This window comes from Luteimonas sp. A482 (assembly GCF_054072655.1).
In genome coordinates, this window is sequence record NZ_JBSVRO010000003.1 from 191,449 (window position 1) to 204,807 (window position 13,359).

General features: G+C 69.4%; 13 protein-coding genes. 4 read left to right on the plus strand and 9 right to left on the minus strand.

Going from position 1 to position 13,359, the window contains the following annotated elements; all coding sequences use genetic code 11:
- Nucleotides 1-3 precede the first annotated feature (3 nt).
- Nucleotides 4-1,221, minus strand: coding sequence for a tyrosine--tRNA ligase (gene tyrS / locus ACW5DW_RS11610; RefSeq protein ID WP_457019034.1), 1,218 nt, complete (start codon nt 1,219-1,221; stop codon nt 4-6).
- A 174-nt stretch (nt 1,222-1,395) separates the two neighbouring features.
- Here tyrS and ACW5DW_RS11615 point away from each other — a divergent pair, with 174 nt between their 5' ends.
- Both ACW5DW_RS11615 and ACW5DW_RS11620 read left to right on the plus strand, forming a co-directional pair.
- A complete protein-coding gene (locus ACW5DW_RS11615; RefSeq protein WP_457019035.1) occupies nt 1,396-2,886 on the plus strand; it encodes a peptidoglycan DD-metalloendopeptidase family protein in 1,491 nt (496 codons plus the stop codon).
- A 312-nt stretch (nt 2,887-3,198) separates the two neighbouring features.
- Entirely contained in the window at nt 3,199-4,299 is a 1,101-nt protein-coding gene (locus ACW5DW_RS11620; protein WP_457019037.1) for an anhydro-N-acetylmuramic acid kinase, read from the plus strand.
- A gap of 151 nt (nt 4,300-4,450) precedes the next feature.
- Here the strand turns inward: ACW5DW_RS11620 and ACW5DW_RS11625 are convergent, their stop codons facing one another.
- From ACW5DW_RS11625 to ACW5DW_RS11660, 8 genes are all read right to left on the minus strand, one after another.
- The gene (locus tag ACW5DW_RS11625; protein WP_457019038.1) at nt 4,451-5,548 is read right to left on the minus strand and encodes an alpha/beta fold hydrolase; all 1,098 of its coding nucleotides are present in this window, start codon (nt 5,546-5,548) and stop codon (nt 4,451-4,453) included.
- 174 nt (nt 5,549-5,722) lie between these two features.
- On the minus strand, nt 5,723-7,054 hold the full coding sequence (locus ACW5DW_RS11630) for a glycoside hydrolase 5 family protein (protein WP_457019040.1): 1,332 nt from the start codon (nt 7,052-7,054) through the stop codon (nt 5,723-5,725).
- A gap of 335 nt (nt 7,055-7,389) precedes the next feature.
- Nucleotides 7,390-7,653 (minus strand): hypothetical protein, encoded by a 264-nt coding sequence (locus tag ACW5DW_RS11635; RefSeq protein WP_457019041.1) that lies wholly within the window; start codon nt 7,651-7,653, stop codon nt 7,390-7,392.
- Nucleotides 7,650-8,951 carry an AmpG family muropeptide MFS transporter gene (locus ACW5DW_RS11640; RefSeq protein ID WP_457019043.1) on the minus strand — a complete coding sequence of 434 codons (1,302 nt, stop codon included), beginning with the start codon at nt 8,949-8,951 and terminating at the stop codon, nt 7,650-7,652. Before ACW5DW_RS11640 ends, ACW5DW_RS11635 begins: the two co-directional genes overlap by 4 nt.
- Entirely contained in the window at nt 8,948-9,748 is an 801-nt protein-coding gene (locus ACW5DW_RS11645) for an exodeoxyribonuclease III (protein ID WP_457019044.1), read from the minus strand. Before ACW5DW_RS11645 ends, ACW5DW_RS11640 begins: the two co-directional genes overlap by 4 nt.
- A 301-nt stretch (nt 9,749-10,049) precedes the next feature.
- Nucleotides 10,050-10,400 (minus strand): zinc ribbon domain-containing protein YjdM, encoded by a 351-nt coding sequence (locus tag ACW5DW_RS11650; protein WP_457019046.1) that lies wholly within the window; start codon nt 10,398-10,400, stop codon nt 10,050-10,052.
- 60 nt (nt 10,401-10,460) lie between these two features.
- Entirely contained in the window at nt 10,461-11,234 is a 774-nt protein-coding gene (locus ACW5DW_RS11655; protein ID WP_457019047.1) for a cytochrome-c peroxidase, read from the minus strand.
- Nucleotides 11,235-11,281: 47 nt separating this feature from the next.
- The gene (locus ACW5DW_RS11660) at nt 11,282-11,656 is read right to left on the minus strand and encodes a hypothetical protein (protein ID WP_457019049.1); all 375 of its coding nucleotides are present in this window, start codon (nt 11,654-11,656) and stop codon (nt 11,282-11,284) included.
- A 127-nt stretch (nt 11,657-11,783) separates the two neighbouring features.
- Here ACW5DW_RS11660 and pyrE point away from each other — a divergent pair, with 127 nt between their 5' ends.
- Entirely contained in the window at nt 11,784-12,446 is a 663-nt protein-coding gene (pyrE, locus tag ACW5DW_RS11665; protein ID WP_457019050.1) for an orotate phosphoribosyltransferase, read from the plus strand.
- Nucleotides 12,447-12,471: 25 nt separating this feature from the next.
- Nucleotides 12,472-13,116 (plus strand): hypothetical protein, encoded by a 645-nt coding sequence (locus ACW5DW_RS11670; RefSeq protein ID WP_457019051.1) that lies wholly within the window; start codon nt 12,472-12,474, stop codon nt 13,114-13,116.
- The last annotated feature ends 243 nt before the right edge of the window (nt 13,117-13,359 follow it).

A 13,359-nucleotide genomic window follows, 5' to 3' on the forward strand; every position in this document is an offset into this window, starting at 1 on the left:
GCGTCAGCCGGCGACCAGGCGGACCCGCGCGAAGTTGCGCTTGCCCACCTGCAGCACGCCTTCGAAGCCCGGGGCGAACTCCAGGGCGGCGTCCTCGACCACGGCGCCGTCCACCTTCACCGCGCGCTCCTTGAGCTTGCGGTTGGCCTCGGAGTTGCTGGGCGTGATCCCGGCGGCGGTGAGCAGGGCGGCGATGCGGATCCCGTCCGCCGGCACGGCCACGTCCTGCAGCGGCAGCAGCGAGGTGTCGCCCTGCCCGGTCACTGCGGCATGCCAGCCGCCGATCGCGGTCTCGGCCGCGGTGGCATCGTGGAAGCGCGTGGCCAGTTCGCGCGCCAGGCGCAGCTTGATGTCACGCGGATTGAGCCCGGCGGCCACCTCCGTCTTCAGCCCGGCGGCCTCGGCAATGGAGATCTCGAAGCTCAGCAGGTCGATCCACTTCCACATCAGCTCGTCGCCGATCTTCATGGTCTTGTTGACGATGTCGATCGGGGCTTCCGCAATGCCGATGTAGTTGCCGAGCGACTTGCTCATCTTGTTGACGCCGTCCAGGCCCTCGAGCAGCGGCATGGTCAGCACCACCTGCGGCGCCTGGCCGTGTGCTTCCTGCAGCCCGCGGCCCATCAGCAGGTTGAACTTCTGGTCGGTCCCGCCCAGCTCCACGTCGGCCTTGAGCGCGACCGAGTCATAGCCCTGCACCAGCGGATACAGGAACTCGTGGATCGCGATCGACTGCTGCGCCGCGTAGCGCTTGGCGAAGTCATCGCGCTCGAGCATGCGCGCCACCGTGTGCTGCCCGGCCAGCCGGATCATGTCGGCCGCCGACATCGCGCCGAACCACTCGCTGTTGAAACGCACCTCGGTGCGCTCTCGGTCGAGCACCTTGAACACCTGCGCCTCGTAGGTGCGCGCGTTGGCCAGCACGTCCTCGCGGGTGAGCGGCTTGCGGGTGGCGTTCTTGCCGGTGGGGTCGCCGATCATCCCGGTGAAATCGCCGATCAGGAAGATCACCTGGTGGCCGAGGTCCTGGAACTGACGCATCTTGTTGAGCAGGACGGTGTGCCCAAGGTGCAGGTCCGGCGCGGTCGGGTCGAAGCCGGCCTTGACCCGCAGCGGGCGGCCTGCGGACAGGCGCGCGGCCAGGTCCTCGCGCTTGAGGATCTCGTCGGCGCCGCGGGCCAGCAGGTCCAGGGCGGCGGGATCGGCGTCGGGAAGGTTCATCGGCGAATCGTCCAGGCACGGCGCAGTTGTGTGACGCCGGTCATAAGAAAACATTAAATAAGTGTAAAGCCGTGGACCGCCATGAAAACCCTTGACGGACAAGGGTTTGACGCTCCCACTTCATGTGCTTATCGTACCGCGCTGACGTGCCCGTCACGCCCTTTGGACAAGCCAATGACGCAGCTGCCCCAGACGTCACCGGATGACGCCCAGCACCAGTCCATCCGGGAACAGAACCTGCGGGCCGCCGCCGAGAACACCGCCAACGAGTCGCGCTATGCCGACCATGGCGATGCGGCCGCGCGGTTTTCCTTCAACGGCCGCTGGACCCGCCGCGACTGGGCGCACGCCAGCCTGTTCGCCACGCTGGGTGCGCTGGTCATCGGCCTGGTGCCCGGCTTTTCCAACGCCATGCGCCTCGATGGACACGCGCCGGAACTGACCACGCTGTCGCTGCCGCTGCCGCCGCTGCCGGCGTCGGTCGCGCGTGTCCCGGCGCAGCAGCAGCGCGCCTGGGACCTGGTGAAAGTCGAGAAGGGCCAGACGCTGGGCGCCATCTTCGAATCGCGCCAGATCCCGGCCACGCTCATGCACCAGTTGCTGGAGGCCTCCAGCGAGCGCCAGGCGCTGGCGCGCCTTCGCCCCGGTGCGGAGCTCGGCTTCGACCAGGCGCCCGACGGTACGCTGGTGGCGTTCCGCTACGACCGCAGCGACACCCAGCGGGTCGAGCTGTCGCTGGCTGGCGACAAGGTCGCGGAGAAGGTGATCGAGCGGCCGGTCGAGGTGCGCACCGCGGTGATCAGCGGCAAGGTCGGCAAGTCGCTGTTCCACTCCGCGCGCAAGCTCGGGCTGAGCCCTTCGGTGATCAACACCCTCACCGACGACGTCTTCAAGTACGACATCGATTTCGACCGCGACGTCACCTCCGGCGACCGCTTCAGCGTCGTCGTCGAGCAGACCTGGCGCGAAGGCGAGCTGATCCGCAGCGGTCCTGTGACCGCGGCGGTGTTCACCGCCAAGGGCAAGCCGTTCACCGCGGTGCGCTTCGAGCGCGACGGCAAGGGCGAGTACTTCACCGCCGAAGGCCGGCCGCTGAAGAAGAGCTTCATCCGCAGCCCGATCCAGTACGCGCGGCTGAGCTCGCGCTTCGGCAACCGCCGCCACCCGGTGCTGGGCACCTCGCGCATGCACAAGGGCGTGGACTACGCCGCGCGCAGCGGCACGCCGATCATGGCCGCGGGTGATGCGCGCGTGGTGTCGTCCGGTTGGCATGGCGGCTATGGCAACACGGTCGTGCTCGACCACGGCAAGGGTCACTCAACCCTGTACGCGCACATGTCGCGCACCGCCAGGCTCAAGCGCGGCGAGCGCGTATCGCAGGGCCAGGTGATCGGCTACGTCGGCTCGACCGGCATGTCCACCGGCCCGCACCTGCACTACGAATTCCGGATCAACGGCGTGCACCGCAACCCGCTGCAGCACACGATGCCGCCGCCGGAACCGCTGAGCGGCACCGCGCTGGCGCAGTTCCGCCAGCAGACCGCGCCGGCGCTGGAGCGCATCCGCGACGTCGAGGAAATCCTCTACGCCACCGTCCCGGCGCGACCGTCGCAGGACGATCCGCAGGTGGCGGCGGCGACGCTGCCCCGCGCCAGCAAGGGCTGAGGTACGCGGTTCCCGCCGGCAGGACTAGAACGCACGCCACGGATCACACGGATACCGCGGATCAGGCAGCGCATTCGCGTGGCTCAGGTGCGGCATGGCCCCCTCCTTTCCGCGCTTGATCCGCGTCATCCGCGTCATCCGTGGCAAGACCCTGCTTATCCGGAAGCGACAGCACGGGTCTCGGCCCACCACCGTAGATCGCTCACTGCCTCCGCGACCACATCCTGGCTGCGTCATCGCTGCTCGAGCGCCAGGGCGGGGCGACGCATGACCGATGCGAGCTCTCGCACGCGCGCGCCGTAGAATCCCGGCATGTCCGATCTTTACCTTGGCCTGATTTCCGGCACCAGCGCCGACGGCATCGATGCCGCGCTGGTGGACTTCGACGACGGCCACGCGCGCCTGCTGTTCGGCCGCACCTATCCCTGGGACCCGGCGCTGCGCGCGCAGCTGGTGGCGCTCGGCCAGCAGGGCGCCTCGCTGTCGCTGGATGCGATCGCCGAACTGGACGTGCGCGTGGCGCGCGCGTTCGCCGAGGCCGCCAACCTGGCGCTGGCCGACAGCGGGACTCCCGCATCGACCGTGCGCGCGATCGGCTCGCACGGACAGACCCTGCGCCACCGCCCGTGGGGCCCTTATCCATTCACGCTGCAACTCGGCGACCCATCGACCCTGGCCGAGCGCACCGGGATCACCGTGGTGGCCGACCTGCGCCGCCGCGACATTGCCGCCGGTGGCCACGGCGCGCCGCTGCTGCCGGGGCTGCACGCGGCCCTGCTGCGCGCGCCGGGCGAGGACCGCGCCGTGCTCAACCTCGGCGGCATCGCCAACCTGACCCTGCTTCCCGCGCAGGGCGAGGTGCGCGGCTTCGACACCGGCCCGGCCAACGCGCTGATGGACGCCTGGTGCCTGCGCCACCTGGCCGAGGACTTCGACCGCGGCGGCGCCTTCGCCGGCCGCGGCAGCGTCGATGCGTCCCTGCTCGAACGCCTGCTCGACGATTCCTGGTTCAGCCAGGCGCCACCCAAGTCCACCGGGCGCGATCATTTCCACCTCGGCTGGGTCGAGGCGCGGCTGCGCGGCGACGAAGCCCCCGCCGATGTGCAGGCCACGCTCAACGCGCTGACCGCGCGCACCGTGGCCAATGCGCTGCTGTCGACCCAGCCCACCACCGGCCGCGTCATCGCCTGCGGTGGCGGCGTGCACAACCCGCTGCTGATGGCCGCGCTGGCGGCCGCCCTGCCCGGTGTCACGGTCGAATCCACCGTCGGCCACGGCCTCGATCCGGACCACGTCGAGGCGATGGGATTCGCCTGGCTCGCGCGGCAGACCCTGCTGGGGCTGCCGGGCAACCTGCCCAGCGTCACCGGCGCGGCGGGACCGCGCGTGCTGGGCGGGATCTATCCGGCCTGATCCAGCGCGGGCGTGGCACGCGGGGGCGGGCGCGAGAGCAGATCTCTCTCTGCGTTCGAGATGACAAACGTGCCTGCTGCGTTCGCGATGACGGCCTTGCCTGTTGCGTTCGCGATGGCACGCGCTCGCACGACGTTCGGGCGCGGCTGCGCTACTCGCGCACCAGCGGCCGCACGATCTCGAGCAGCGCGACCAGCGTCTTTCCCGGCTCTTCCCAGGGGATCATGTGCGCGGAACGTTCGAACCACACGCCGCGCTTGAACGGCGCCTCCACCCGCGCGAGCCAGTCGGCGGTGGGCTGGGAAGGCGTGGTGTAGTCGTGGCGGCCCATCAGCATCACCACCGGGATCGGGAATTCGCGGACCGGGTTGAAATCGACCTGCACGAATTCGTCGAGCAGGCGTTCGAGCGTGAACAGGCTGCCTGCGTTGAGCGCGGCGCGATCGTCGGCATCGTAGTCGGGCGAGAGGCGCGCGGCGCCGAAGAACCACAGGTTGGTGGCGTCGCGATAGGCGGCCATGCCGCCGTAGTGCTGCGGCCACCTGCGCGCGGCGACGATGCGTTCGCGGGTGAGCGGCCCGGTGCCGGGATACGGCAGCAGCGCTTCGATCTCGCGCACCGCATCGGCGTCCCCGCGACGCTTCGCTTCGGCCAGCCCGTACTCGATGCTGATGCGCTCGTTCTCGCGCACGTTGATCACCTGGCCGATACCGACGTAGGCATGGAACAGGTCGGGCCGCGCCAGCGCCGCCCGCATCGCGGGGATCGTGCCCCAGCTGTGCGCCATCAGCACCAGACGCTGCTTGCCGAGCTTCGCGCGGACGTGCTCGGCGATCGCGACCAGGTCGTCGACATAGGTCTGGATGCGGATCGAGTCGGCGACCGCCTCGGAATGATCCTCGCGCCAGGTCTTGCCGGCGCCGCGCTGGTCGTAGTTGACCATCGTGAACCAGTCCTCGAGCGGGCGCTGGAACTGCCACAGGCTGGGGATCGTCGGCGTGGCCGGGCCGCCGTGCACGAACAGGATCACCGGATTGGCGCGGTCCTGGCCGCGGACGCTGATCCAGTGGTCGACGCCGTTGATGCGCTGGCGGTAGGTCTCCTGCACCCCGTCGGGATTGGGGATGCGCATCAGGTCCGCGACGACCGCGCGGGCGCGGGCGGCGTCATCGATGGGCGGTGTCTGTGCGCCGGCCGATGCGGCGAGCGCGCAGCAGGACAGGAGGATGGCGATCAGGAATCGGAGCATGGTCGATCCGTGGAGTGTTCGTCCACGTAGATACCGCCAGCGCCATGACGGTTGCAGCCGCGGCCACTGTAGGTGCGGCTTCAGCCGCGATGGATGCATCCAGATGCAGGGATGCCGGAGACAACGATCGCGGCTGAAGCCGCTCCTACAGATGTGCGTGGCGCTTGGGCAAGCTCAATCGATCGCGCGCATCGCCTTCGCGTGCGCCGACACGAGCTCCAGCGTGGAGGCATCGCTGTCAAACAGCGAGAACAGGCCCTGTGCTTCCTGCGGCGGATCGCCGGTGAACGGATCGCCCGCCTTCCACATCCAGTCGGCGTTGGTGGTGCGGCCACGGCCGCCCCAGGCCCAGAAGTTGGAGCCGGCGATGGCATCGCCCGCCTTCGCGCGCGCCAGCACGCGGTCGAAGATCGCGCTGTAGAAGCGGTCGCGCGCAGTGACGCCGGAGGCGGGATCGTACGAGCCGCCATCGCGGTTGAGCCCGAACTCCGACAGCACGATCGGCTTGCCGAGCTTGCCGGCGATGTCGATGTGGCGATCGATGTAGGCCAGCGAGGTCGCCAGGCCCGATTCCAGCCGCGCCGCCGGGTCGTGGTGGTCGATCCAGCTCCAGTTCGACGGCCACAGATGGAAGGTCAGGTAGTCCACGTTGGGCGAGGCGTGGGCGATGATGAAATAGTCCTCGTCGCCCAGCGATCCCTTGCTGCCTTCGCTGCCGGTGCTCACCAGCTGCTTCGGCGCGAGGCCGCGGATGTAGCCGGCGGTCTCGTGCACCCATTGCCGGTAGCCGGGGAAGTTGGGCGCGCCGCGGGCGTCGCTGCCGGGCCGCGGCTCGTTGGCCAGCTGCCAGGACATCACCGTCGGGTCATCGACATAGGCGATGCCGTTGACGCTGTTGGTGCGGCCGATGACGGTGCGGATCGCGTCGCGGTACAGCGCCTGCGCCTCGGGGATCGCGTAGAAGCGCGCGGAGTAATCCATGAACGCGTTCCAGTCGCCGCTGCGGTCCGGGTCCGACAGCGGCTCGCCGGTGAACCACGACACGTACTGCGCCATGCCGCCCGACCACTGCCAGAAGTTGTTGAGGTAGAGCACAGCCTTCATGTCGCGGCTGCCCATCTCGGCGAGCAGCACGTCCAGGCCCTGCAGCAGGCGCTGGTCGTACTCGCCAGGCGCGGTCATGAAGGCGGGGCGCACGCCGCGGCGAAAGCCGCTGGCCTCCGACATCGCCAGCACGCGCAGGTTGTCGATGCCGGCGGCCTTGAGCTGGTCGAGTTCGGCGCGCAGGCGCGCGCGGTCGCCCACGCCATCTTCCGCGCCCAGGTAGGCGCCGTACCAGAAGTTGGCGCCGGCGAAGCGGTAGGGCCTGCCGTCGAGCATGAAGCGCGAGCCTTCGACGCGGACGAAGCCGTCGCTTCCCGCCGCCACCGCCTGCGTCGCGCACAGCGCCAACAGCAGCGCCAACAGCATGGCGTCCCAGCGGCGCCGGATCGTCTGCCTCTTCATTGCATCCCTCCCCAGGGCGATCGTGTCGTCTGCAACGGTGTGGGCGAGGCGCCGCGTTCCGCTGCAGGGATCACAGGGTAGCGTTGTAGGGCGTGGTTTGCTCCGCTGTCGCAGTACTTCCCGCTGTCGCAGCCCCTACTGTCATTTCGACCGCAGGGAGAAATCTCCCGCAGGCCGCCGGGTCCTGGACGCAGGCAGCGCCGGAGGGTCGGGCGACCGGGTCGCAGATTTCTCCCTGCGGTCGAAATGACAACAGGGTTCGAAATGACAGAAGGAATGTCGGTCCGGCGAACTGACAGGCGCGAGCGCCTGTGCAGGCCCCAGCACCCTTCCGCTCAGCCCTCGTCCATCCGCCGCACCCGACCGATTGCCGCATAGCCCGGATCGTCGGGCACCTGCTCCAGCGCCCTGACCATCGCCTGCAGCGCGTCGGCTTCGTCGTTGTCGAAGCGCACCGACCCGTCGCCCTCGTACATGTGCAGGCCCTGCTCGAGCAGGTACTGCAGCGCATGCGGCAGGTCCCATCCGCGCGCATCTGCCACGCGGCGGATGCGGTCGAACAGGATCGGGTCGGCATCCTTGAGCACGATGTCGGTCATCCCGGCGCTTCCCGTGACGAGGTGGCCGCGCCATCGTCCGACAACAGCAGCCTGGGTTTCAACCAGAAGAACAGCGCCACCGCCGGCACCGCCACCAGGGTGGTGATCGTGAAGTAGACCCCGTAGCCGGTGACCTCGACAATCCCGCCGGACACCGCGCTCAGGACCTTGCCCGGCAGCATCACCAGCGATGAGAACAGCGCGTACTGGGTGGCGGTGAAGCGCTGGTTGACCAGAGCCGACAGGAAGGCCACCAGGGTGGTGCCCTGGAAGCCCTGGGCGAGGTTCTCGCCGGAGATCACGAAGGTCAGCTTCCACACATCCCCGTCGGCGCCGATCAGCCACAGATACAGCAGGTTGCTGGCGGCGCCGAGGATCACGCCGGCCAGCAGCGGCCACTTCACGCCCCAGCGCGCGACCGCGATGCCGCCGAGGAACACGCCGGCGATCCCGACCCAGATCCCGTACACCTTCGACACCGCCGCGATCTGGGTCTTGGTGAAACCCTGGTCGAGGTAGAACGGCGCCATGATGCCGCCGCCCAGCGACTGGTCGGAGATCTTGGCCAGCAGGATGAAGGCCAGCAGCCCCAGCGCCAGCGAGCCACCGAAGCGCCTGAAAAAATCGGCGAAGGGTTCGACCACGCCCTCGCGCAGGCCCTGCGCCCAGGTCTCGGCGCGCACCCGCAGCACGTCGGGTTCGCGCGCGATCAGCACCGCGACGATCGGGACCAGCATCACCAGCGCCATCACGCGGTACACCACCGGCCAGGCCACGTGGTCGGCCAGCACCAGCGCCAGCGCGCCGGTGACGATCAGGGCGATGCGATAGCCCAGCGAGTACGTTGCCACCAGCGCGCCCTGCGATTCCCTCGGCGCGATCTCCACGCGGTACGCGTCCACCGCGATGTCGAGCGTGGCGCCGGCAAAGGCGGTCATCAGCGTGATCCACACGAAGGCGGCGAGGCGATCGGGGGTGAGCTCGGCCATCATCAGCAGGCCGGCGGTCACCACCACCAGCGCCAGCAGCAGCCAGCCCCGGCGCTGGCCAAGCCGGCCCAGCAGCGGCAGGCGCCAGCGATCGACCAGCGGCGCCCACAGGAACTTGAGCGAGTAGGTCATGCCGGCGCTGGCGATCAGGGTGATGTTGCGCAGCTCGATGCCGTTTTCCTTGAGCCAGTACGCGAGCGTGCCGGCGACCAGCAGGAACGGCATGCCCGAGGCGAAGCCGAAGAAGAACATCGTCCACGCCGCGGGCTGCGTGAACGCCTTCCAGGTCGACGGCTTGGCGCCACTCACGCGTCGTAGTCCACGACGTAGGGCGCGTGGTCGGAGAAGCGCGGCTCGGGTGCCACAAAGCAGCCGGTGATCGATTCGGCGATGCCCGGCGTCGCCAGCTGGTAGTCGATGCGCCAACCGACGTCGTTGGCGCGCGCCGCGCCGCGGTTGCTCCACCAGGTGTATTCGACCGCATCGGGCTTGGCGACGCGGAAGCTGTCCTTCCAGCCGCGCGCGGGCGGCTCGACCAGGCCGTCGCCGTGCGCGTCGGCGATCATGCCGTTGAGCCAGGCGCGCTCGGGCGGCAGGCAGCCGGAGTTCTTCTGGTTCGACGTCCAGTTCTTGATGTCGTTACGCGCGCGCACGATGTTCCAGTCGCCGCAGAGCACGTACTCGCGCCCGCTGGCCAGCCACTCGTCCATGATCGGCTTGAGCCAGGCCATCACCTCGAACTTGAAGCCCTGGCGCAACTCGCCCGACGAACCCGACGGGATGTAGAACGAGACCACGCTGAGGTTGCCGTAGCGCGCTTCGATATAGCGGCCCTCGTCATCGAACGGCGCCCAGCCCAGCGAGGTACGCACTTCGTCGGGCTCGCGACGGCTGTAGATCGCCACGCCGCTGTAGCCCTTCTTGGTGATCGCGTCGCGGTAGTAGCAGTGGCCGAGCGGGCGGAAGCAGGGATCGGCGAGCTGGTGTTCCTGCGCCTTGGTTTCCTGCAGGCAGACGATGTCGGCCTGCTGGGCTTCCAGCCAGCCGAAAAAACCCTTGGTCGAAGCGGAGCGGATGCCGTTGGCGTTGAAGCTGATGATGCGCATGCGGGGGCCTGCGGAAAGCGTCGCGCAAGCCTAGCCGAAATCCCGGTGACCGCCCTCTGCCGGAGCCTCCGCAAGGTCAATGACGGAGAGGCCACGGATTCACGCGGATGACGCGGATGAACGTGGTGCCCGCCCAGATGAGGCCCGCGGCCCTGACCGGGCGATGGTGGTGCGAAGCAGCTCAGCCACGGATTTCGCGGATTTCACGGATCAGGGGCAAGAAGGGACAGAAGCGACCAACCCACATCGGCGTAATCCGCGTCATCCGTGGCAAACACGGCTTCGTGCAGGTATCGGGAGTTCAAGCCTTGCGCACGAACTCCGACTTCAGGCCCATCTGGCCGATGCCGTCGATCTTGCAATCGATGTCGTGGTCGCCCTCGACCAGGCGGATACTGCGGACCTTGGTGCCGACCTTGACCACCAGCGAGGAGCCCTTGACCTTCAGGTCCTTGATCACGACCACGCTGTCACCATCGGCCAGCGGCGTGCCGTTGGCATCGCGGACCTGGGCAGCGGCCTGCTCCGCGGCGGCCTGCTCGGCCTGTTCGGCCGGCGACCATTCGTGCGCGCATTCGGGACAGACCAGCAGCGCGCCGTCCTGGTAGGTGTAGGTCGATGCGCATTGCGGGCAGGCGGGCAAGCCGGACATCCGGGCTCCTTGGTTTCAGCAGGGAACCCGGGATTGTCGCATCCAGCCAGCCTGCGCCGGTTATTCCGGCCGCGGCGTGCGCGCGGTGCTCGGCGGCAGGATCGGGTATTGCACGGTCGGCTGGCGCCCGGTCAGGGTGCGCAGGAAGGCGGCGATGGCCCTGGCTTCCTCGTCGTTGAGCTCGCGGCCCAGCTGCGCCGTGCCCATGATCGCCACCGCCTGCTCGAGGTCCCAGACCTGGCCGCTGTGGAAGTAGGGCGCGGTCAGCTCGACGTTGCGCAGCGGCGCGGCGCGGAACACGTACTCGTCGCTGGCGGTGGCGGTGACCTCGAAGCGGCCCTTGTCGCCCAACGGCAGGATGTCCGCGCCGGGGCGCTCGATCACGCCGAACGGGAAGTAGGTCTGGCCACCGAAGTTGCGCCCGTTGTGGCACGAGGCGCAGCCGCTGGAGACGAACAGCTCCAGGCCGCGACGCTCGGTGGCGTCGATCGCGCCCTCGTCGCCCAGCACCCAGCGGTCGAAGCGCGAATCGGGCGTCACCAGGGTGGCCTCGAAGGCTTCCAGCGCCAGCGCCATGTTGTCGAAGCTCACCGGCGTCGCGCCCGGGAAGGCCTTGCCGAAGCGGTCGACGTATTCGGGGATGCTCTGCAGCGTCTGCACCACCAGGTCCGGCGTGCTGTTCATCTCGACGCTGGCCTGCACCGGGCCCTTGGCCTGCTCGGCGAGGTCGGCGGCGCGGCCGTCCCAGAACTGGGCGGCGTTGAACACCGCGTTGAACACGGTCGGCGAGTTGCGCGGGCCGCGCTGCCAGCCGTGGCCGATCGAGACCTGCACGTTGTCGGCGCCGCCGGTGCCGATGCTGTGGCAGGTGTTGCAGGTGATCAGCTGACTGGGCGCGACAGGCGCGGATCGAAGAACAGCATGTGGCCCAGCTCGACCTGTTCGGCCGACAACGGCTTGCCGCGCAGTTCCTCGACGCGCTCGGGAATGGTGCCGAACAGGGCCGCGGCGGCGGCGGCCGGATCAGCGGCCGCGGCGGTCGGCGCGGTGCCGGGGACGCCATCGGTCGTGACCGGTCCGCCGGCAGGAGTGGTCGCAGTCGCGGTCGCAGTCGACGTTGCCGCCGGTGCCGCAGTCGTCGCCGTGTCCGCGCTGCCATCGGCCGGCGCGGCGCGATCGTCGTCGGTCTGCCCGCAGGCCACCGCCACCAACAGGGTCGCCACGATCGCCAGCCCAAGCCTGGACCGATTCCGCATGTCACTCCTCCGCCACAGGGATTGCGTCCGCTTGACCATAGGCCATCCCACGTCAGCCTGGCGTTGATCCGGGTCAATGCCGTCCGGGTTGCTACCATGGCGACCCCGCGGCCGCCTTGCACACGCCATGCCCGACCATCGCACCCGGTTTCTGCGCCTGGCATTGCAGGCTGAGGCCCTGGGCTTCGGCGAGTTCACCCTCAAGTCCGGCCGCAGCAGCCCCTATTTCTTCAACGCAGGCCGCTTCGATTCGGGCGCGGCGCTGGCCGTGCTGGCCGGCTGCTATGCGGATGCCATCGACGCCGCGGGCCTGGACTTCGACCTGCTGTTCGGCCCGGCGTACAAAGGCATCCCGCTGGCCACCGCGCTCGCCTGCGAATACGCGCGCCGCGGCCGCGACCTGCCGCTGGCGTTCAACCGCAAGGAAGCCAAGGCACACGGCGAGGGCGGCAGCCTGATCGGCGCGCCGCTGGCCGGGCGCCGGGTGCTGATCGTGGACGACGTGATCACCGCCGGCACCGCGATCCGCGAGGCGCTGGCCATCATCGGCGACGGCGGCGGCACGCCGGTCGGGATCGTGATCGCGCTCGACCGGCAGGAAATCGCCGGCGAGCGCCAGTCGCAGTCGGCCGCGCAGGCGGTATCAGCGGAGACCGGGATCCCGGTGATCGCGGTGGCCACGCTGGACGACCTGCTGGCTTTTGCCGACGCAAGTGCATCGCTCGCCGACGAGCGTTCACGCCTGCTGGCCTATCGGGTGCAATATGGCGTCCGCGACATCCATCGCTGATTCGAGCCGCGGGGGGCGGAATTCGATGAAGATCCAGGCAATGCTGGCCATTGCGGCACTGTGCGTGCTGCCCACGGCCGTCCAGGCCCAGGCCCGCCCGGCGCAGGCCGAGAAGAAGCTCTACTGCTGGAACGAGAACGGCCGCAAGGTCTGCGGCGACGCGCTGCCGCCCGAGGCGGTGGACGCTGCGCGCACCGAACTGAGCGCCAGCAGCGGCCGCCCGCTGGCCCGGCTGGGCGAGCAGCTCACGCCCGAGCAGCGCGCCGTCGCCGAGGACGCCGCCCACCTGGACCGCATCGCCGCCAACGCGCAGGCCGCGCGCCTGCGCCGCGAGCGGGCGATGGCCGAGTCCTATGAAACCGAGGCCGACCTGCGCAGCGCATTCGGCGACCGCATCGTGCTGGTCGACGAGGGCCTGAAGACCTCGCGCATGGGCGTGGCCAACCTGCGCCAGAGCCTGGTCTCGCTGCTGCGCCAGGCCAACGACGTGGAGCTGCAGGGCAAGCCGGTGGCCCCGGCACTGGCCGGCAACATCCGGTCCCAGCACGCCGACCTGCGGCGCCAGCAGGCGATCATGCGCCAGCAGCTGGAGGAACGCGCCTCGCTCGACGCCGAACTCGAGCACGCCGTCGAGCGCTACCACGCGCTGCGGACGCCCAAGAGGGGTTAGGCGGGCTTCAAGGGCAGGCGCCCTGCGTCCGGCCCGGACGGAGGGATAAGGCCACCGGGCAGCCCATCGGGGACCCTGCGGTTTCGACCGGCGAACGCAGGCACGGCCCCGCCCGAACGCATCACCCGCCCCGTCATCCCTGCGCAAGCAGGGATCCATGGTGACTTCGTCCACGCCCATGCCCGCATCGCGCATCGGCCTGCCGCCAAGCCCGTCCCTGGCTTGCGAGGGATGACAAGTCAG